This window comes from Paractinoplanes deccanensis (genome assembly GCF_016862115.1).
In the GTDB taxonomy this organism is placed as follows: Bacteria; Actinomycetota; Actinomycetes; order Mycobacteriales; family Micromonosporaceae; genus Actinoplanes; species Actinoplanes deccanensis.
Genome location: NZ_BOMI01000121.1, coordinates 1 through 19,163 on the forward strand (window position 1 = coordinate 1; position 19,163 = coordinate 19,163).

At 72.5% G+C, this 19,163-nt stretch carries 24 protein-coding genes and 1 riboswitch; of the genes, 9 read left to right on the top strand and 15 right to left on the bottom strand.

Annotation, left to right across the window (positions count from 1 at the left end; genetic code table 11):
* The first annotated feature begins 184 nt into the window (after window positions 1-184).
* Window positions 185-559: a hypothetical protein gene (locus Ade02nite_RS30290; protein ID WP_239169185.1), complete on the top strand. Its 375-nt coding sequence runs from the start codon at window positions 185-187 to the stop codon at window positions 557-559.
* 193 nt (window positions 560-752) lie between these two features.
* Window positions 753-901: riboswitch (cyclic di-AMP (ydaO/yuaA leader) on the top strand.
* A gap of 2 nt (window positions 902-903) precedes the next feature.
* Complete coding sequence (locus Ade02nite_RS30295; RefSeq protein ID WP_203771360.1) at window positions 904-1,578, top strand: LysM peptidoglycan-binding domain-containing protein; 675 nt, start codon at window positions 904-906, stop codon at window positions 1,576-1,578.
* 28 nt (window positions 1,579-1,606) lie between these two features.
* Here the strand turns inward: Ade02nite_RS30295 and Ade02nite_RS30300 are convergent, their stop codons facing one another.
* From Ade02nite_RS30300 to Ade02nite_RS30340, 9 genes are all read right to left on the bottom strand, one after another.
* Window positions 1,607-2,392 (bottom strand): hypothetical protein, encoded by a 786-nt coding sequence (locus Ade02nite_RS30300; protein ID WP_203771362.1) that lies wholly within the window; start codon window positions 2,390-2,392, stop codon window positions 1,607-1,609.
* Window positions 2,393-2,510: 118 nt separating this feature from the next.
* Window positions 2,511-2,798 (bottom strand): hypothetical protein, encoded by a 288-nt coding sequence (locus tag Ade02nite_RS30305; RefSeq protein WP_203771364.1) that lies wholly within the window; start codon window positions 2,796-2,798, stop codon window positions 2,511-2,513.
* Window positions 2,799-2,853: 55 nt separating this feature from the next.
* Entirely contained in the window at window positions 2,854-3,918 is a 1,065-nt protein-coding gene (locus Ade02nite_RS30310; protein ID WP_203771366.1) for an amidohydrolase family protein, read from the bottom strand.
* The gene (locus tag Ade02nite_RS30315; RefSeq protein WP_203771368.1) at window positions 3,915-4,538 is read right to left on the bottom strand and encodes a hypothetical protein; all 624 of its coding nucleotides are present in this window, start codon (window positions 4,536-4,538) and stop codon (window positions 3,915-3,917) included. Before Ade02nite_RS30315 ends, Ade02nite_RS30310 begins: the two co-directional genes overlap by 4 nt.
* The gene (locus Ade02nite_RS30320; protein ID WP_203771370.1) at window positions 4,520-5,197 is read right to left on the bottom strand and encodes a hypothetical protein; all 678 of its coding nucleotides are present in this window, start codon (window positions 5,195-5,197) and stop codon (window positions 4,520-4,522) included. The genes Ade02nite_RS30315 and Ade02nite_RS30320 overlap by 19 nt, the downstream gene beginning before the upstream one ends.
* A complete protein-coding gene (locus Ade02nite_RS30325) occupies window positions 5,194-5,481 on the bottom strand; it encodes an antibiotic biosynthesis monooxygenase family protein (RefSeq protein ID WP_203771372.1) in 288 nt (95 codons plus the stop codon). The genes Ade02nite_RS30320 and Ade02nite_RS30325 overlap by 4 nt, the downstream gene beginning before the upstream one ends.
* Complete coding sequence (paaK, locus tag Ade02nite_RS30330; RefSeq protein ID WP_203771374.1) at window positions 5,482-6,792, bottom strand: phenylacetate--CoA ligase PaaK; 1,311 nt, start codon at window positions 6,790-6,792, stop codon at window positions 5,482-5,484. It abuts the gene before it with no gap.
* A gap of 93 nt (window positions 6,793-6,885) precedes the next feature.
* Entirely contained in the window at window positions 6,886-7,347 is a 462-nt protein-coding gene (locus Ade02nite_RS30335; RefSeq protein ID WP_203771376.1) for a VOC family protein, read from the bottom strand.
* Window positions 7,344-7,892, bottom strand: a complete 549-nt coding sequence (locus Ade02nite_RS30340) for a DinB family protein (RefSeq protein ID WP_203771378.1) — start codon at window positions 7,890-7,892, stop codon at window positions 7,344-7,346. The genes Ade02nite_RS30335 and Ade02nite_RS30340 overlap by 4 nt, the downstream gene beginning before the upstream one ends.
* Before the next feature lie 63 nt (window positions 7,893-7,955).
* Between Ade02nite_RS30340 and Ade02nite_RS30345 the strand changes: the two genes are divergently transcribed.
* From Ade02nite_RS30345 to Ade02nite_RS30355, 3 genes are read left to right on the top strand one after another with little or no spacing between them, the layout of a single operon-like run.
* Window positions 7,956-8,879, top strand: a complete 924-nt coding sequence (locus Ade02nite_RS30345) for a helix-turn-helix transcriptional regulator (RefSeq protein ID WP_203771380.1) — start codon at window positions 7,956-7,958, stop codon at window positions 8,877-8,879.
* Window positions 8,880-8,930: 51 nt separating this feature from the next.
* Entirely contained in the window at window positions 8,931-9,815 is an 885-nt protein-coding gene (locus Ade02nite_RS30350; protein WP_203771382.1) for a LysR family transcriptional regulator, read from the top strand.
* Entirely contained in the window at window positions 9,812-10,702 is an 891-nt protein-coding gene (locus Ade02nite_RS30355) for a TIGR03619 family F420-dependent LLM class oxidoreductase (protein ID WP_203771384.1), read from the top strand. Before Ade02nite_RS30350 ends, Ade02nite_RS30355 begins: the two co-directional genes overlap by 4 nt.
* A gap of 6 nt (window positions 10,703-10,708) precedes the next feature.
* Here the strand turns inward: Ade02nite_RS30355 and Ade02nite_RS30360 are convergent, their stop codons facing one another.
* Window positions 10,709-11,152: a MarR family winged helix-turn-helix transcriptional regulator gene (locus Ade02nite_RS30360; RefSeq protein WP_203771386.1), complete on the bottom strand. Its 444-nt coding sequence runs from the start codon at window positions 11,150-11,152 to the stop codon at window positions 10,709-10,711.
* Window positions 11,153-11,260: 108 nt separating this feature from the next.
* On the opposite strand from Ade02nite_RS30360, the gene Ade02nite_RS30365 reads away from it, so the two are divergent.
* On the top strand, window positions 11,261-12,088 hold the full coding sequence (locus tag Ade02nite_RS30365; protein ID WP_203771388.1) for an aldo/keto reductase: 828 nt from the start codon (window positions 11,261-11,263) through the stop codon (window positions 12,086-12,088).
* Window positions 12,089-12,098: 10 nt separating this feature from the next.
* Window positions 12,099-12,491, top strand: a complete 393-nt coding sequence (locus tag Ade02nite_RS30370; RefSeq protein WP_203771392.1) for a DoxX-related protein — start codon at window positions 12,099-12,101, stop codon at window positions 12,489-12,491.
* Here the strand turns inward: Ade02nite_RS30370 and Ade02nite_RS30375 are convergent.
* The 4 genes from Ade02nite_RS30375 to pdhA form a co-directional block, all read right to left on the bottom strand.
* Window positions 12,488-12,931 carry an RDD family protein gene (locus Ade02nite_RS30375; RefSeq protein WP_203771394.1) on the bottom strand — a complete coding sequence of 148 codons (444 nt, stop codon included), beginning with the start codon at window positions 12,929-12,931 and terminating at the stop codon, window positions 12,488-12,490. The two genes, Ade02nite_RS30370 and Ade02nite_RS30375, sit on opposite strands and share 4 nt — an antisense overlap.
* Before the next feature lie 76 nt (window positions 12,932-13,007).
* On the bottom strand, window positions 13,008-14,228 hold the full coding sequence (locus tag Ade02nite_RS30380) for a dihydrolipoamide acetyltransferase family protein (RefSeq protein WP_203771396.1): 1,221 nt from the start codon (window positions 14,226-14,228) through the stop codon (window positions 13,008-13,010).
* Window positions 14,225-15,220, bottom strand: coding sequence for an alpha-ketoacid dehydrogenase subunit beta (locus Ade02nite_RS30385; protein WP_203771398.1), 996 nt, complete (start codon window positions 15,218-15,220; stop codon window positions 14,225-14,227). The genes Ade02nite_RS30380 and Ade02nite_RS30385 overlap by 4 nt, the downstream gene beginning before the upstream one ends.
* Window positions 15,217-16,269 (bottom strand): pyruvate dehydrogenase (acetyl-transferring) E1 component subunit alpha, encoded by a 1,053-nt coding sequence (gene pdhA, locus Ade02nite_RS30390; protein WP_203771400.1) that lies wholly within the window; start codon window positions 16,267-16,269, stop codon window positions 15,217-15,219. The genes Ade02nite_RS30385 and pdhA overlap by 4 nt, the downstream gene beginning before the upstream one ends.
* Window positions 16,270-16,400: 131 nt before the next feature.
* Between pdhA and Ade02nite_RS30395 the strand changes: the two genes are divergently transcribed.
* Window positions 16,401-16,853, top strand: coding sequence for an Lrp/AsnC family transcriptional regulator (locus Ade02nite_RS30395; protein ID WP_203771402.1), 453 nt, complete (start codon window positions 16,401-16,403; stop codon window positions 16,851-16,853).
* Window positions 16,854-16,857: 4 nt separating this feature from the next.
* Here the strand turns inward: Ade02nite_RS30395 and Ade02nite_RS30400 are convergent, their stop codons facing one another.
* Entirely contained in the window at window positions 16,858-18,033 is a 1,176-nt protein-coding gene (locus Ade02nite_RS30400) for a cytochrome P450 family protein (RefSeq protein WP_203771404.1), read from the bottom strand.
* Window positions 18,034-18,161: 128 nt separating this feature from the next.
* On the opposite strand from Ade02nite_RS30400, the gene Ade02nite_RS30405 reads away from it, so the two are divergent.
* Complete coding sequence (locus Ade02nite_RS30405) at window positions 18,162-19,157, top strand: LacI family DNA-binding transcriptional regulator (protein WP_203771406.1); 996 nt, start codon at window positions 18,162-18,164, stop codon at window positions 19,155-19,157.
* The last annotated feature ends 6 nt before the right edge of the window (window positions 19,158-19,163 follow it).

Sequence of the window (19,163 nt, forward strand, 5' to 3'; positions counted from 1 at the left end):
ACGGCGAACGTTGAACGCGCCGACGTTCAATGCCCAACTGGTCACACGGCGAACGCTGAACGCGCCGGCGTCTCCGCGTGGACTGCTCCTCCTGGACGTGTCGAACGCGTCGCGGACCGCTCGTCCCGGAAACGCTGAACCGAACATGGGAGCGCTCCCGTATGGGTAACCGGGAGGCATGCTCATGGCGCTGATACTCGATTTCGCGAACATTCTCGGTGGACTTCTGCTCGCCGCGGCCCTGCTGCGGCAGATCCCGCGCGTCGGCGGCGGCATCGGGGGCTTCGCCGACCGGGTGGCGCCCTGGGGCTGGATCGTCGGCGTGGCCGCTCTCGTGGCGGGTGGCTACTACCTGCTCGTGCACCTCTTCGACGGGCCGCACGTCTTCCACTTCGAGGTGGTCGGGATCGCCGTCGGCGTGGCGCTGCTCTGGGACCGGCTGACCGGGCGCAAACCGGTCGAACCGGGCGCCGCGCCCTTCGGCCGGGGGCTGCTGCTCGCCGTCTTCGGCATCATCGCGATCGTCGTCGGGCTTCAGGGGCTGGTAACGCCGGACTGAATTCGCAGGTCAGAGGCTTGCGCGCGGCGAGCGACATTCGGGTCGAACCGGGGCACATTCCATGATCGCGGGTATTGAGAACAACGTCACGATCGCCCTTGGCGGCTTTGCCGGTCGTCGCCGGCCGTGGTTACGGTCGGCCGGTCCCACGATCGTGGGCACCGCGGGCGGAACGCCGAGTCCTTGCCGCCGCCCGACGGAAACGAACCCAGGGCAAGGAGCGGGGGACCCACACGTTCCTCGGCGCGCCGCAGCGCGCGCCTCGGGGTGAAGCCGCCACGCGCGGCCGGGCACCTCAGCCCGAACCCGACAGCTCACCTCGCAGGCGTGGAGGTTGTTCTTCCATGGCACAGACCCGTAAGCAGACCCGCGTCGCGCTCGGCCTGACCACTGCCGGCGTGGCCGGCGCGTTCGCCCTCTTCGGCGCCTCCCAGCCGGCGCAGGCCGCGGGCAGCGTCAACTGGGACGCCGTCGCACAGTGCGAGTCCAGCGGCAACTGGAGCATCAACACCGGCAACGGCTACTACGGTGGCCTGCAGTTCAGCAAGAGCACCTGGCGGGCGTACGGCGGCGGCAAGTACGCCAGCACCGCCGACAAGGCGAGCCGCAGCGAGCAGATCGCCATCGCCGAGAAGGTCCTCGACGGTCAGGGCATCGGCGCCTGGCCGGTCTGCGGCAAGAAGGCCGGCTCCTCGAAGAGCTACAAGGGCACCAACACCGGTGGCGCTTCGGAGAGCAAGAAGGCGAGCAGCACCAAGTCGAGCTCGAAGAAGTCCACGAGCTCGCACAAGAAGTCGTCGTCCACCACCACCCGCAAGTCGGCGACGACCACCCACAAGTCGTCGGGCGGCAGCGTGAAGGCGACCGGCGACTTCTACGTCGTCCGCTCCGGCGACACCCTGGCCAAGATCGCCAACCGCTACCAGATCGAGGGCGGCTGGGAACGGCTCTTCGAGCTCAACAAGAGCATCATCGACGACCCGAACCTGATCTTCCCGGGCCAGCGCATCTCCATCTGAGCCGCAACGGCTGAGCCGCCCCCGAGGCTCAGCGCAGGGCGCTCTGCACGAAGTTCCCCGCGAAGAGCACCACCTGGCGGCGAGCCCTGACCTCGGTGTCCCCCCGCACCGGGGCCATCGCCGCCGCCCGCACCGCGGCCGCCTGCGCCTCGTCGCGCAGGCTGCCCGCGGCGCGCCGCGCCAGCGAGGTGTCGTGCCAGGCCGCGGCCTCGGCGGCGACGGCCGCCTCGTAGCGCTGCCGCAGCCACGCGGCCGAGGCCCGCGCGATGACCAGTTCCTGCTCGACCTGGTGCAGCCGGGCGTCCCAGCCGTTGCGGCCGGCGACCGCGTCGGCCATCGCCGAGGCGGGCAACTCGCCGCGGCTCACCGCGGCCGCGACGTTGCGGTGCAGGTAGCGCTCGCGCGCCGCGTACTCCTCGCAGGTCCGCACCGACCAGGGCGTGCCCCATGCCGCCGCCGAGGCCGCGGTCCGCACCCGGGCGTCGGCCTCCAGCCAGGCGCCGTACGCCGTGGTCAACGCGGCCGACGCCTGCTCCCAGACCTCCTGCCAGCGCCCGGCGCTCGCCGCCGCCCGCTCGGCCGCCACCTGGACCTCCGACGCGAACTGAGCCGCCCGGGCGGCCTCCTCCTGGCGCCGCCGCCGTTGCAGGCCGCGCTCGCGCAGGGCCGCGACGGTCTCCAGCGCCGCCTTCCTGGGGTGCCGCATCGCCTGCGGGCTGCCCAGCAGGAGCAGCGCCGGCAGGGTGAGCAGCATCAGCGTGGCCCAGATGGCCGGGGCCGGGGAGGAAACCAGCATCTCCGCAACAACATTCATGACTGTCAATCCGTCCGCTCGCGGGTAAACGTCCACTCATCACCGAGGCACGATCACCGGTGGGCGAACGGAGGGACGTGGCCGGAGGCGGCCGCGACCGTCGATCGTCGAGCGGTGATCAGAGGGACGCGGCCGGCGGCGCGCGAGAACCGCGGACTCCCGCGGTGAACTGTGTGATGAGGACGGTGGCGCGGTCGGAAGGCGCCTGCTCGGACTCCGCGTCGTCGCCGGGCTCGTGAGAAGAGGCCGGCGTGGTCTGCGTGACAGCGGAGGAGGGGACAGCGGCCCGCGCGGAAGACGGCACGGACGGCCGCTGCGGCGTGGCGACCTGCGCCAGCAACACGAACAGCAGAACGGCGAGCAACGACCGCAGCAGGAGTGTCCTGCGCGCGCCGGTCGTCGTCATGCGTCCCAAGATAGCGACTCATGGGAGATCTTGCCCGGTACGCCACACCGCCACGTCAGAGTGACGGCCGCCGGCGGCGACGTGCTCGGCGGACGGCGGCCGGCCGTGCGACAGGCGTTACCCGCGTGAGCCCGAAAAGTTTACGGGCGTTCGCCTCGGCGAAGGCCCGGAAGACCGGCGGGGCCAGGCGCTGCGCCAGCCGAAGCAAGCCGGTGTTGTAGTTCTCCGTCATCTCGATGTTGGGCGGCCGGCGCACGTAGTGGTCCGGCCCGTCGGTCGCCGCGTCCGAGCCGAAGAGGACCCGGTCCGGCCCGACCTCGTCGATCAGCCGCTCCGCCTCCGCCGACCGGCACCACGACGTCTCGAGGTAGAGGTTGGGCAGCGCGACCGCGTGCCGTGCGGCCCGCCGCCGGCCCTCCGGCGGGCCCAGATAGGTGTGGTAGAGCACGAACCGCACCGCCGGGAACCGCTCGGCCAGCCGCCGGATGAGATCCGGGTCGGCGGGGCCCGGCGCACTGTGCACGGTCACCGGCACGCGGGCCTCCTGGGCCACGCGGAGATAGGGGTCGAGCCCGGGCACGTCGGCCGGATAGCCGTCGTACGCGGGATGGAGCTTGAGCCCCGCGCAGCCGGCCGCGAGCCGGCGCCGGACGTCGTCCGGATCGGGACCGCCGGGCCGCACCCAGACCAGCTGCGTGAGCCAGGGCGTCGCCTCCGCCGCGATCTCGACGAAGTCGTTGTCGGTCCACGAGACCAGCGCGTGCGTCATGCCCCCGGCGAAGGCCGCCGTGCGCAGGCTGTCGAAGCCCAGCGTGCCGCCGCCGGGCGCGCGCACGTGGGTGTGCGCGTCGACCGGGTCGAGCCCGATCCAGAGCCGGTAGTCGGCGCCGTCGTTGTTGTCGCACGAGCCGGAGCGGGCCGAGCGCACCACGCAGTCGACGACATGCCGGCCGGACGTCGGCACCTCGGCGACCCAGCCGGCGTCGTCGCGCTCCATCGGCAGATCCCGCGGGGACGACCACCCGTCGTACCCGAAGTGGAGGATCGGAGGGGAAATCGGGCCCGTGTAACGGATCTGCCCGTCGCGAAGCAACCGCAGCGGCCGGTCGTAGCGCCTCACAGGGCGACGGTCCAGCCGTGACCGCCGTTGTCGTCCCAGCTCTCGCCGTCGTCCGCCGGATCGGGCAGGCCCTGCCGCAGCAGGTGGTAGCCGTAGCGGATGGTGCTGCCCCGCACGCCCCACACCATGCCCCGGAACACGTGCGGCAGCGGCTGCGCGCGCACGAACTCGTAGACGTCGCCCTCGGCCGGCGCGGTGCCCGGCGACGCGAACGGCAGCCCGTCCATCGCCCCACTGGTGTAGTTGGGCACCGCCGCATCCACCGCGCTCCACACGAAGCCCACCGACGTGTACGCCCCGGCGGCATCGTCGTACACCACCTCGCGCGCCACGATGTCCTCGGTGAAGACCGGCGACGTCGTCCGGTCGTGCTCGCCCACCACGAAGAAGAAGTGGTGCAACGAGAAATCGGTGGAGCCGTCGACCGTGCGCGGCACCTCGAGGACGGCCGTGCGCGTGCGCCCCTCGGCCGGCGCGAGCACGACCTGCTCGGCGCCGGACCAGTCGGGTGGCGTGCCCGCCGGCGACCACGCGTAGTGGGCCTGCACCATGGCGATGCCGGGAACCGGGTCGTGCCACGTCTTGCGCAGGCCGAAGACGCTCACAGGTGGTGGTGCCAACAGTTTCCCCCTCCGGGCGCCGACGGGCCGTCCGGTCCCAGCCACGTCTCGTTCCTCTCCTCCGGCGGGTACATGCGCCCGACGTGGTACTGCTGCACGAGGGTCGACCCGCGCGGCCCCCACATGCGCGAGCGGAACTGGTGCGGCAGCGGGAGCGCGTACAGCAAGTGGTATTTCTCGTGGTGGAAGCGGTCCTTGTCCTCGTACGTGTAGTAGTTCTTCGCCTGGAACTCGGAGCCCGCCGGGACCCGCGGATCCTCCATGGGGCTGTAGACGGGCGCCGTCCAGTCGCCGATCGACCAGTAGATGCAGATGTTGGTGATCCAGCCGTCGCCGTCGGCGTACTCGAGGTCGCGGTAGACGATGTCCTCGGTGAACAGGTCGGTGGTCCAGCGGTGGCCGTGCTGGAACACCTCGAAGAAGTAGTGGAAGCGGTACTCCGGGGTCGACCGGTTGTTCTCCAGGTCCCAGACGGCGCGCGGCATCCGGAGCACCTTGAGCCGCCGTCGCGGGTGGCCGCCGAGGTCCTGGAGCACCCGCGCCTCGTGGCCCCAGCTCCAGTCGGGCCACTGGCCGGGAGGCGTCGCGGCGTAATGGATGAGGACCTGTTCGACGCCGTCCTCCTGGTCGGTCCAGCCCTTGGGGTAGTACCAGCTCATGGGCTGATCACCTCGTACGTGCGCACACTGGGCACGCCCATCAGCAGCTCGGGCAGCGCCCGGTAGAACGCGCCGGTCTCGGGCCGGTCGAGGTAGCGCTTCATGTCGTCGACGGAGGCCCAGCTCGACACCGCCATCACGCGGTCGCCGCTGCGCAGGGTCTGCACGAAGACGATGCCGGGCGCCTTCGCCACGATCTCCTGCTCCTGGCGCACGACGAGCTCGGAGAGGCGGGCCACCGCGCCGGGCCGCGCGGTCGCCTCGAGGATGCGGAAGACGGCCATTCACCGCCCCCTGTGGTCGATCAGCCGCTGGATCTTGCCGGCGGAGCGGGCGAGGGTCTCGGGCTCGACGACGATCACCTCCACGCTGGTGCCGATGGTGTCCTTCACCGTCGCGGCGACCTCGGCGGCGGCCGGCCCGTGGCGCTCGACCGGGCAGTCGGGCCGCGCCTCGACCTGCACGATGAGGTGGTCCATGCGGCCGCGCGTGGTGAGCACGAGCTGGAAGTGCGGCGCGAGTCCCGGCGTCCGCAGGATGATCTCCTCGATCTGGGTGGGGAAGAGGTTCACCCCGCGCAGGATGATCATGTCGTCGGAGCGGCCGGTGATCTTCTCCATGCGCCGCATGCCGGGCCGGGCCGTGCCGGGCAGCAGCCGGGTCAGGTCGCGCGTGCGATAGCGGATGACCGGCATGGCCTGTTTGGTCAGCGAGGTGAAGACGAGCTCGCCCTGCTCGCCGTCGGCGACCGGCTCGCCCGTCGCTGGATCGACGATCTCCGGGTAGAAGTGGTCCTCCCAGATGTGCAGGCCGTCCTTGGTCTCGACGCACTCCTGCGCGACGCCGGGGCCCATGACCTCGGACAGGCCGTAGATGTCGACCGCGTGGATGCCGGCGCGCTCCTCCATCTCGAGGCGCATCTGCTCGGTCCACGGCTCGGCGCCGAAGATGCCGATCTCGAGGCTCGACTTGCGCGGGTCGAGGCCCTGCTTCTCGAACTCGTCGATGACGGTGAGCATGTAGGACGGCGTCACCATGATGACCCGCGGCTGGAAGTCGGTGATGAGCTGCACCTGCCGCGGCGTCATGCCGCCGGAGACCGGGATGACGGTGCAGCCGAGGCGTTCCGCGCCGTAGTGCGCGCCGAGGCCGCCGGTGAACAGCCCGTAGCCGTACGCGTTGTGCAGCCGGTCGCCGGGCCGGGCGCCCGCCGCGCGGATCGAGCGGGCCATCACCGCCGCCCAGGTGTCCAGGTCGCGCTGGGTGTAGCCGACGACGGTGGGCCGTCCGGTCGTCCCCGACGACGCGTGGATGCGCCGCACCTGGTCGGCGGGGACGGCGAACATGCCGTACGGATAGTTGTCGCGCAGGTCGGCCTTGCTGGTGGTGGGGAACCTTGCCAGGTCGGCCAGCTCGCGGCAGTCCTCCGGGTGGACGCCGGCGGCGTCGAAGGCACGCCGGTAGTGCGGCACGTTGTCGTACGCGTGCCGCAGCGTCCACCGGAGGCGCTCCAGTTGAAGCTCACGCAGCTCGTCCCGGCTCATCCGCTCGGCGTCGTCGAGCAGGGCGTGGCCGGGCGCGTCACCGAACGTCATGGGGGCCTCCGATCGGGTGCTCCCCTTCACGTAATCCCGGCGAAACAAGGTTCGCAACTCGGAAGACCGGTCACGCACAACCGCGCAAGACGGTCAGTCCAGGCAGAACTCGTTGCCCTCGGGGTCGGCCATCACGATGAAGCCGAAGCTCAGCGGGGGAGCGGGCTCCTCGCGGCGCAACCGCTTGGCCCCGAGCGCCACCAGCCGGTCGTGCTCGGCCTCCAGGGCGGCCATCCGCTCGTCGCCCTGGAGCCCGGGCGCGGCCCGCACGTCGAGGTGCACGCGGTTCTTCGCGACCTTGCCCTCCGGCACCTGCTGGAAGAAGACCCGCGGCCGCCGGCCCTCCGGATCCTCGATGGCGGACTGGGCGTTGCGGCGCTCCTCGGGCACGCCGAAGCGGTCGAGGGCCTCCTCCCACGCGGCCCACACGTCGGCGCCCTCGGGCAGCTCGACGCCGGGCGGTGCCGGCACGACGTACCCGAGGACCTGTCGCCAGAACTCGGCCTGCGCCTTGGGGTCGTGCGCGTCGAAAGTGACCTGGAATTCGCTGCTCACCGCTGAGTTCCCTTCGTGTGCAGGTAGAGGTCGCGCAGCAGGCAGACCTCGGACATGTGATGGATCAGCTCCCGGTTGATGTGCAGCACGAGGTCGGCCATCGGGGCGTCCGGATAGGGTTCCGCGGGCCCGGCCTTCCGCTCCAGGTCGAGCTTGTCCACGCCGGCCAGCCAGACCGCCAGCTGCTCCTGAAGTTGCTCCAGCGCCCCAGCCGCGCCGGAGGCATAGACCCAGCTCTGGTACGAGGCCTCCGGCGCGCCGAAGTGCGCGGCGTTGCGCGCCGCGAGAACGCCGACGATCACGTGACCGAGCCGCCAGGCGATCGTGGTGAAGGGCGCGGGAACCGGCTCGGGAAAGCCGTAGTCGATGGTGAAGTCACCGGCGCCGGCCTGCACGGGCGCCGTCGACGTGCCGCGCGGCCGGACGTTCCAGGCGCCCTTGACGGGCTCCCAGAAGTACTCCTCGTCGGTCAGCCCGTCGAGCCGCCTGCGGACCTGCTGCCAGTGGAACTCCCACTGCTCGCGAAGTGCTCGGTTCCAGTCCATGTCACCCACCCTGCCACCGAAGGCGGACAGGATCGGTCCGCTATCTCTGGGAGGCTGGGTGACATGGACACGACGGAACGGGTGCTGACCCTGCTCGGCCTGCTCCAGCAGCGCCGCGTCTGGACCGGGCCGGAGCTGGCGGAACGGCTCGGGGTCACGTCCCGGACCGTGCGGCGCGACGTCGAGCGGCTCCGCACGCTCGGCTATCCGGTCAACGCCGGGCAGGGCGCCGGCGGCGGCTACCAGCTCGGCCCCGGGCAGGCGCTGCCGCCGCTGCTGCTGGACGACGAGGAGGCGATCGCCACCGCGGTCTCGCTGCTGGCCGGGGTCGGCGGCGAGGCGGCGATGCGGGCGCTGTCGAAGCTCGACCAGGTGCTGCCGGCCCGGCTGCGGCAGTCCGTGAAGGCGCTGTCCGGCTCGGTGTCGTCGTTCGGCGGGTCACGCTGGCCCGCCGATCCGGCGACGCTGATGACGCTCGCCCGGGCCTGCCGCGACCAGGTGCTGGTGGACTTCGCCTACTCGTCGGCGCCGCGGCGGGCCGAGCCGTACCGGCTGGTCGCCTCGGACAAGCGGTGGTACCTGTTCGCGTACGACCTGGATCGCGACGACTGGCGCACCTTCCGGGTCGACCGGATGAGCGAGGTGGCCGCGCGGACGTGGCGGTTCGCCCCGCGCCCGGCGCCGGACGCCGCCACCTTCGTGCAGGAGGGTGTGGCCAGCCGGGTCTACAAGCATCAGGGGCGCTTCCTCGTGCACGCCCCGGCCTCGGTGGTGCGCGCGGCCGTGCCGCCGTCGGCGGCCGCGGTGCACGAGCGCCCCGACGGCATGTCCGAAGTGGTCAGTGGTGCGGACAGCCTCGATTTCATCCTCATGCACATGGTTCTGCTGGGGCATGACTTCGAGGTGCTGGACCCGCCGGAACTCGCGGAACGATGCCGCTTGCTGGCCGCCCGATTGCTCGCCGCTACCGGTCCGCGGCCCGCTTGATACGCTCAAGCGCCTATATCCGGTGGCATTGAGACGTATGAGGTATCAACGGTGGAGCTGCGGCACCTGCGGTACTTCCTCGTGGTGGCCGAGGAGAGCCACTTCGGCCGCGCGGCCGCGCGGCTGCACATCGCTCAGCCCCCGCTGTCCCAGGCGATCCGGCGGCTGGAGGCCGAGCTCGGCGTCGAGCTGCTGCACCGCACCACCCGGCGGGTCGAGCTCACCGAGGCCGGCCGCGCCTACCTCGCCCGTGCCAGGGAGGTCCTCGCCGCCGTGGAGGAGGCCGGCCACGAGGCCCGCCGGGTCGCCGCCGGCGCGGTGGGTCACCTGGCGATCGGGTGCGTCGGCTCGGTGACGTACAGCCTGCTGCCCGCGCTCTCCCGCCACCTCGCCGTCGAGCTGCCCGGCGTCGACTTCTCGTTCCGCGGTGAGATGCTCGCCCCCGACCAGGTCGAGGCGCTGCGGTCCGGCGAGATCGACCTGGCGCTGCTGCGCCCGCCGGTCGCCGACCTGTCGCTCGCCGTCACTCCGCTGCGGCGCGACCGCCTCGTCGTCGCGCTGCCCGCCTCGCACGCGCTGGCCCGGCGCAAGCAGGTGCGCGTCGCGGACCTGCGGGACGCCCCGCTGATCGTGCACTCCGCCGGCCGCCGCTCGGTGATGTACGGCGTCGTGCTGGGCCTGTTCCGCGACGCCGGGCTCGAGCCCCGGGTGCGTCACGAGGTGGGTGAGACGTCCACGCTGATCACCCTCGTCGCCGGAGGGCTGGGTGCCGCTGTCGTCCCGGAGCCGGTGACCGCCCTCGCTCTGGACGGCGTCGTCTACCGTCCGCTGGTCCGCCCGGCTGCCACCGTCGACCTGGCGCTGGCGCACCGGGCCGACCGCGCCGAGCCGCATCTCGCCCGTACCGTCGAGCTGATTCGAGGACTCACCACATGACACGTCCGTACCGCGTCGGCGTCCAGCTGCCCGAGATCGAGCGCCACGTCGCCTGGCCCGAGCTGGCCGAGATGGCCCGCACCGCCGAGCGGGTCGGCTTCGACTCGCTGTGGGTCGGCGACCACCTGCTCTACGACCTGCCGGAGGGCGGGGTGCGCGGCCCGTGGGAGGCGTGGACCTCGCTGGCCGGCCTGGCCGCGGTGACCGAGCGCGTCGAGCTCGGCCCACTGGTCGCCGCGACCCCGTTCCACGCCCCGGCGATGCTCGCCAAGCAGGCGGCCACGGTCGACGCCATCTCGGGCGGCCGGTTGATCGTCGGGCTCGGCGCGGGCTGGAACCGGCGCGAGTTCGACGCGTTCGGTTTCCCGTACGACCACCGCGTCTCCCGCTTCGAGGAGGCGTTCACGATCGTCCGCCGCCTCCTGCGCGACGGCCACGCCGATTTTCACGGCACCTACTACGACGCCGCCGACTGCACGCTCGACCCGCGGCCGGTGCGCCCCGGCGGCCCGCCGCTGTGGCTCGGCTCGGTCGGCCCGCGCATGCTGAGCATCGGCCTGCCGCACGTGGACGCGTGGAACGTCTGGTGGTCCGACTACGGCAACACCCCGGCCGGCTTCGCCGAGGTGCGTGCGCGCGTCGAGGAGGCCGCCGCGGCGGCGGGCCGCGCTCCCGGTGAGGTGGAGGCGACCGCCGCCGTCCTGCTCCGGCTCCCCGGCGGCACGGGCCGGCAGACCCGCACCCGTCCTGTCGAGGGCTCGCCGGCCGACATCGCCCGGCACCTGGCGGCCATGGCCGAGGCGGGCGCCACCCACCTCCAGCTGGTGGTCGACCCGATCACCGTCGAGTCGATCGAGTGGCTGGGGCAGGTGCTCGCCATCGGTTAGCGCCGGTCAGACGGTCTGCTGGTGCACGGCGGCGGCGAGGCCCTCCAGCTCGGGGATCCGCTCGGCCTCGGCCAGCGACCGCTCCAGCACCCGGTCGTGGGTCGGGCGGGCCTCGGCGAGCAGCTCCTGACCGGCGGGCGTGAGCTCGGTGTAGATGCCGCGGCGGTCGTCGGCGCAGAGGATGCGGGTCAGCAGGCCGCGGTCCTCGAGGCGGGTGACCAGGCGGGTGGTGGCGCTGCTGGAGAGGGCGGCCGCGCGGGCGAGCTGCTGCATGCGCATGTGCCAGCCGTCCTGGCGGCTGAGCGCGTCGAGGACCGTGTATTCGACGACGGACAGCTTGTGGTGGGCCTGGAGCTCCTTCTCGAGCGCGGTCTCGATGAGGCCGTGCAGCGCGGCCAGGCGCCGCCATCCTTGCGCGCGGATCTCGACCGCGTCGTTGCTGATCCCCATGCCCGGCCTCCCGTCGAGATGCGTCTCACTGTACACCGCCTTGCGCCGATAGAACGCGCCTGCAACTATCGTTTAGTTGCAAACGCTGGATATTGCGGAAGGAAACACATGGCCGGCATCCCCACGATCACGCTGAACGACGGCGTGACCATCCCCCAGCTCGGGTTCGGCGTCTTCCAGGTGCCCGACGCGGACACGCAGGCCGCGGTCGCCACCGCCCTCGAAGCCGGGTACCGCAGCATCGACACCGCCGCCGTCTACGGCAACGAGGCCGGCGTCGGCCGCGCGATCGCGGCCTCCGGCCTGCTCCGCGACGAGGTCTTCGTCACCACCAAGCTGTGGGTTTCCGACCTCGGCCGTACCCGGGCGCGCGACGCCCTGCGCCGCAGCCTCGACAAGCTCGGGCTCGACCGGGTCGACCTGTACCTGATCCACTGGCCCGCGCCCGCCACCGACGCCTACCTCGAGGCGTGGCAGACGCTGGAGGAGCTCCAGGCCGAGAAGCTGACCCGGGCGATCGGCGTCTCCAACTTCCTGCCCGAGCACCTCGACCGGGTCGCCGCGCTCGGCGGCACCGTGCCCGCCGTGAACCAGATCGAGCTGCACCCCGCCCTGCAGAACCGCGAGACCGTCGCCGCGAACCAGGCGCACGGCATCGCGACCGAGGCGTGGAGCCCGTTCGCCCAGGGCGCCGTCCTCGGCGAGCCCGCCGTCGTGGCCGCCGCCGGGGCGCACGGGGTCACCCCGGCCCAGGTGGTGCTGCGCTGGCACCTCCAGCAGGGCCGCATCGTCATCCCGAAGTCCGTGACGCCGTCGCGGATCGCCGCCAACCTCGACGTCTTCGGCTTCGAGCTGTCCACCGAGGAGCTGGCCGCCATCGACGCCCTGGAGAACGACGGCCGCACGGGCCCGCATCCCGCGCGCTACAACGGGTAAGACGCCGGGCATGTCGAAGACCCGTACCCTCGGGCAGGCCGCGCTCGGCCTGCTGCTCCTGACCGCCGGCACCGGCCACCTCACGACCCAGCGGCAGGAGTTCCAGGCCCAGGTGCCGTCCTGGATGCCCGTCGACCCCGACGTCGTCGTGGTGGCGTCGGGCATCGCCGAGCTGGCCCTCGGCGCCGCGCTGCTGTCCACGTGGCGGCAGCCGGCCCGGGGCCGCCTGGGCAAGCTGGCGGCGGCGTTCTTCGTCGGCGTCTTCCCGGGCAACATCGCCCAGTACGCCGAGCGCAAGGACGGCTTCGGCCTCGACACCGACCGCAAGCGCGCGCTGCGCCTGCTCGGCCAGCCGGCCCTGGTCGCCTGGGCCCTCGCGGCGACGAAGGAGCGCCGCCCCTAGCGCCCGCGGACGACCAGTGTCCGGGCGACGATGTCGCCCACCCGGCGGCGGCGCTTCGAGCTCAGCACGACGATGAAGCCGACCAGGTAGCCGAAGACGGCGTCGACGACGCGGAAGATCGTGCGCAGGATCGCCTTGCCGATCCCCGGCGGGCTCGCGCCGGTCTCCCCGTCGATCACGCGGATGCCGACGGCCATCTTGCCCACCGTGCGGCCGAGCAGGCCCTCCATCAGCACGTAGTAGAGGATCGCGACGACGAGCAGCAGGAAGTTGCCGCCGCTGGACAGCTTGGTCAGGCTCCACCCGGACACGCCGAAGTCGAAGCCGAACAGCTGCGACAGAAATCCGCCGGCCAGGCCCAGCACGAACCCGTCGATCACGGTGGCGACGATCCGGCGCCCGGTCACGTGGACGTCCGGCGCCCCCGACACATATGCCATGAGGGTCATCCTCACAGCGCGGCCGGGCCCCGATCAACCGCGATGAGGGGCGGATCACGGGGCCCGGCGGCAGGGGTCAGAGGCGGGCGATGGCGGCGGCCGGGTTCTCGATGGCGTCGGCTACCGCGCGCATGAAGCCGGCGGCCGTGCCGCCGTCGCAGACGCGGTGGTCGAAGACGAAGCTCATCTGGGTGATCTTGCGGACGCACAGCTCGCCGCCGGCCACCCACGGGCGGTCGATGATGCGGCCGAGGCCGAGGATCGCCACCTGCGGGTGGTTGATGATGGCCGCGCTGCCGTCCACGTTGAAGGCGCCGTAGTTGTTGAGGGTGAACGTCCCGGCCGGGGACGAGACGTTTCCCTCCCGCGCGCTCGCGGTCACCTTGCGGATCTCCTCGTCGAGCCGGGTCGTGGTCATCGACCCGGCGTCGGCGACGGCGGGCACCACCAGACCGCGGGAGCCCTGCACGGCGATGCCGAGATCGATGCGGTCGTACTGCACGATCTCCTGCCGCTCGGTGTCGAGCCGGGAGTTGAGGACCGGGTACTGCTTCAGGGCGGCGACCACGAACCGGGCGACGTACGCGAGGATCCCCGGGCCGGGGCGCAGGCTCTCGCGCAGCTCCCACAGCGGGGTGGCGTCGACGTCGACCCAGACCGTCGCCTCGGGAATCTCGGCGCGGCTGCGGGTGAGCGCCGCCGAGACGGCCTTGCGGAAGCCGCTCAGCGGGATGCGGGTCTCGCCCGCCACCGTCAGCGGTGACGCCTCGGCGGTGTGGGCCAGCGCCGTCTCCACGTCGGCGCGGACGATCAGGCCGCCGGGGCCACTGCCGGTGAGCGTTCGCAGGTCGAGCCCGCCGTCGCGGGCGAGCCGGCGCACCAGCGGCGACACCACGAGTGGCACCCGGGAGGCGACGGGCGGCGGGTGTGCGGCGGGGGAGCGGCGACGGCGGCGCCCCGAGCCGGCCGGCGCGCTGCTGGTCCCGTACCCGATGAGGACGTTGCCGGAGCCGGCGCGTTCCTCCTCGCGGTAGGTCTGCTCGGGCGAGGGAGGGGCGACGGCCCCGACCGTCAGAAGCGGCTTGCCGACCTCCAGCACGGAGCCCTCGGGCGCGTGCCGCACCGCGATCCGGCCCGCGAACGGGGTCGGCACCTCCACAAGGGACTTGGCCGTCTCGACCTCGACCACGGGCTGGTCGATCTCGACGGTGTCGCCCTCCTGGACGAGCCAGCGCACCACCTCGGCCTCGGTCAGCCCCTCGCCGAGGTCGGGCAGCAGGAAGACCTGGTCGTTCACGAGAGCTCCCACTGGAGGTCGTCGACCGCCTCGAGCACGCGGTCCACGCTCGGCAGCTGGACGTGCTCCAGCTTCGGCGGCGGGTAGGGGATGTCGTAGCCGGTGACCCGCCGGATCGGCGCGGCCAGCGAGTGGAAGCAGCGTTCGGTGACCCGCGCGACGATCTCGGAGGAGACGCTGGCGAAGCCGCTCGCCTCGGCGACCACGACCGCGCGGCCGGTGGAGCGGACCGCCGCGCACACCGTCTCGTCGTCGAACGGCACGATCGAGCGCAGGTCGACCACCTGGAGGCTGCGGCCCTCGCGGTCGGCGACCTCGGCGGCCTCCAGCGCGATCGGCACCGACGGGCCGTAGGCGATGAGCGTGGCGTCCGAGCCCTCCCGGCGTACCACCGCCCTGCCGATGCCCGCGGCCGGCGCATGGGCGGAGAGCTCGACCTCCTCCTTGCTCCAGTAGAGCTTCTTCGGCTCCAGGAAGATCACCGGGTCCGGGGAGGCAATCGCCTCACGCAGCAGGGTGTACGCGTCGGACGGCGTCGCCGGCGCCACCACGTGCAGGCCGGGCGTGTGCGCGTAGTACGCCTCGGACGAGTCGCAGTGGTGCTCGACCCCGCCGATGCCGCCCGCGTACGGGACCCGGATCACCATGGGCAGCGACACCTTGCCGCGGGTGCGGTTGCGCATCTTGGCGACGTGGCTGACGATCTGCTCGAACGCCGGGTACGCGAACGCGTCGAACTGCATCTCGACGACCGGCCGCATACCGTTCATCGCCATGCCGACCGCGACGCCGACGATGCCCGACTCGGCCAGCGGCGTGTCGAAGCACCGGTCCTCGCCGAACTCGGCGGTCAGCCCGTCGGTGATCCGGAAGACGCCGCCGAGCGGCCCCACGTCCTCGCCGAAGACGACCACCGACGGGTCCGCGCTCATCGCGTCGCGCAGCGCCCTGTTGAGCGCCTGCGCCATCGAAAGCTTCTCGTGCGCGATCATGCCTGCGCCCCCTGCTCGATCAGTTGCGGCGTCGGCTTCGCGTACACGTAGGCGAAGAGCTCGGCCGGGTCGGGCTCGACGTCGCGGTTGATGCCGTCGCGGGTGTGCGCGGCCGTCTTCTCCGCGGCCTCGGTCATGCGGGCGAGGACGTCGTCGGTGAGCAGCCCGCGGTCGCGCAGGTGCTTCTCCAGGCGGACGATCGGGTCGCGCTCGACCCACGCCGCCACCTCGTCGTCCTTGCGGTATCGGGTCGCGTCGTCGGCGTTCGTGTGCGCCTGCATCCGGTAGGTGTGCGCCTCGACGAGCTGCGGTCCCGCACCGGAGCGCGCCCTTTGCACGGCGTCCGTCAGGACGGCGAGCAGCGCCGCGACGTCGTTCCCGTCGACTCGCTCGCCCTTGACGCCATAGCCGATGCCCTTGTGCGCCAGCGAGGGAGCCGCCGTCTGCCGTGCGAGCGGGACGCTGATGGCGTACTCGTTGTTCTGCACCAGGAAGACCACGGGCGCCTTGAGCACGGCGGCGAAGTTGAGCGCCTCGTGGAAGTCGCCCTCGCTCGTGCCGCCGTCGCCGCAGAGCGCCATCACCACCGTCGGCTCGCCCTTGAGGCGGGCCGCGTGCGCGACGCCGACCGCGTGCGGCAGCTGGGTGGCGAGCGGCGTGGTGTGCGGGGCGACCCTGTGCTCGTACGGGTCGTAGCCGCAGTGCCAGTCGCCCTTGAGCAGGGTGAGCGCCTCGACCGGGTCGACGCCGCGCTCGACGATCGCCGCCGTGTCGCGGTACGTCGGGAACAGCCAGTCGCCGTCGGCGAGCACCTGGGCGGCCGCGACCTGGCAGGCCTCCTGCCCGTGCGACGACGGGTAGACCGCCAGCCGGCCCTGCCGGACCAGGGCGTACGCCTGCTCGTTGAGCCGGCGCGCGGTCACCAGGCCCTGTAGGGCCCGCAGCAGCGCCGCGTCGTCCGGCAGTGTCTCGTGCAGGGCCGCCCCGTCGACGCCGATCAGCGTCACGGGCTCGGCCGAGGGGAGAAGGTGGTGTGCGTCACCTGTCATGTCGTCATGCTTCGCTGCTTGCCAATTGGTTTCCACTGTTGGCCTAAAACCGAGAAGATGTACGATCGTAAGGCTTCTTCACGAGCCAAACGTCTCGGTGAACCGGCTAGTGGATCGGGAGGGCGAGACAAGTGGCCGACGCCGTCGACGACATCGATCGCCGCATCCTGGCCGAGCTCTCCCAGGACGGGCGGCTGTCGATGCGCACGCTCGCCGAGCGGCTGCACATCTCGCGGGCGAACGCCTACGCCCGGGTCGAGCGGCTCCGCTCGGCCAACGTGATCCGCGGCTTCCGCGCCGACGTCGACCCGGTGGCCGCGGGCCTCGGCACCTCGGCGTACGTGACGGTCAACCTCAACCAGGCCGAGTGGCGCGACGTCGCCGACCAGCTCCGGGCCCTGCCGGGCGTCGTGCACATCGCCCTGGTGGGCGGCGAGTTCGACGTCATCATGCTGGTGCGCGCCCCCGACAACGCGGCGCTGGGCCGGCTCGTCCTCGACGAGATCCAGGGCATGCCGGGCGTCGTCAACACCCGCACCCTGCTGGTCTTCGAGGAGGCCGAGCCGCCCACCTTCAAGCCGTGAACGGTCAGGAAAGGCGCACGGGCAGGGCGACCGGCCCTCGCATCATGCCGCTGGCGATCCACTCGATCTCCTCCAGAGCGACGGCGGGGCTCAGGCGGGGGAAGCGCTCGATCAGGGCGCCCAGGGCGATCGTCGCCTCCAGGCGGGCCAGCGGGGCGCCGAGGCAGTGGTGGATGCCATGGCCGAAGGCGAGATGGCGGGCCGCGGCGCGCTCCACGTCGAGGAGGCCGGGGTCGCCGTCATCGGTTTGCGGGGCGTCCCGGCTCGCCGAGCCGAGCATCACGGCCACGACGTCGCCGCGCCGGATCGGCTGCCCCGCCAGCGTGAGGTCCTCGGCGGCGTACCGCTTGGAGGCCTGCTCCACCGGCGGGTCGTAGCGCAGGAACTCCTCCACCGCGCCCGCGATCAGCTCCGGGCGCGCCCGCAGCCTCGCCAGCTCGGCGGGCTGCCGTAGGAGCGCGGCGACGGCGTTGCCGAGCAGGTTGACCGTCGTGTCGTGACCGGCCACCACCATCAGCGCCGCGGTGCCCAGCAACTCCTCGTCGGACAGCTCGCCGCCCGCGGCCAGCGCCGAGAGCAGGTCGTCGCCGGGCGCCGCGCGCTTGCGGGCGATCAGCGACTCGAGGCAGGCGTTGAGCGCCCGCACGCCCTCGCGCTGCGCGGCCGAGGGCGCGCTCACCGCCGCTGCCGTCCACGTGCGGAAGCCGGCGCGTTCCTCCTCGGGCACGCCGAGCAGCTCGCCGATCACCGCGATCGGCAGCGGGGCATGGTAGGCCGTGACCAGGTCCACCTCGTACCGGCCGGCCAGCGCGCCGAGCAGCCCGGCCGCGATCTCGCGGACGCGGGGCGCGAGCGCCTCCACCCGGCGCGGGCTGAACGCGCCGGCGACCACCCGCCGCAGCCGGGTGTGCGCGGGTGGATCGGCCTCCAGCATGTTGCCGCCGATGCCGACCCCCGGCTTGTGCAGCGTGAACCCGGCCGCCGCGAGCGCCGCCTCGGCGGGGGTGGAGTCCTTGCGCAGCAACGGATGCGCGAGCGCCTCGCGCGCCGCCTCGTAGGTCACCACGGCCCACACCTCGAGCCCGGTCTCCAGCCGGATCCGGTGCACCGGGCCGCGGCGCCGCAGCTCGGCCCAGCGGCGCGGGGAGTCGGCCTTGAAGTCCGGCGTGATGGTCAGCATGGCGGTCCAGATTAGCCGGAACCGCGCCCGAAACCGTTGCCGGGTGACACGGCGCAGCCCTTCTGTTACCGGTAACAGGTCTGCTAGCGTGCGAGCTGTTACCGGTAACTTTCGGTGAGGACGAGTCCATGGTGCGCAGGGATCGAGCGCCGAAGGCGCCGACGATCTACGACGTCGCGCGCGTGGCCGAGGTGTCGCACCAGACGGTGAGCCGCTATCTGTCCGGCGTCTCGCCGCTGCGCCCGGCCTCCCGCGAGCGCGTCGAACGGGCCATCCGCGAGCTCGGCTACCGGCCCAACCTCTCGGCGCGGCTGCTGGCCCGCGGCGAGTCGCGCACGGTCGTGGCGCTCACCGGCGAGCTGGTCGAGGTGGGCACCGTGCAGCTGGTCGAGGGCGTCCGCCGGGCCGCCCGCACGGCCGGCTACCTGCTCGACGTCGTGACGTACGACTCGAGCGACGCGGGCGAGCTCGAGCAGGTGCTCGGCGGCATCGTGCGCCAGGACGTCGCCGGCGTGCTCGCGATCGCCGACACCGACCAGCTGCGCGCGGCCGTCGAGCGCCAGCCGCCCGGCCTGCCTCTCACCATCGCCGAGCACGCGCCCGGCTCCAACACCGTCGAGATCCAGGCCGCCATCGCGCGGCACCTGCTCGACCTCGGCCACCGCCGGGTGACGTACGTGGCCGGGCCGCGCGACTGGCGGTCGGCGCGCACCCGCCTGCGCGCCTTCGAGGAGGCGGCCGAGGGCCTGGAGTGCACGCGGATCTACGCGCGGGACTGGTCTGCCGCGGCGGGCCACGAGGCGGCGGCCGAGGCCGGCGACGCCACCGCGATCGTCTGCGCCAACGACCAGATCGCGCTGGGCGTCACGCGGGCCCTCGCCGAGCGCGGCCTCCGGGTGCCCGAGGACGTCAGCGTGGTCGGCTACGACGACATGCCCGAGTCGGCGTACTTCTCGCCGCCGCTGACCACCGTGCGCCAGGACTTCATCCTGCACGGGGCGCACGCGTTCCGCCGCGTCCTGGACCGGCTCGAGCCGGACGCGTCGCGCGAGCCGCTGCCCACTGTGGAGGACCGGCTCATCGTTCGCGGCTCCACCGCCGCGGTCCGTAACTCGGGGAAATGAGGGGCA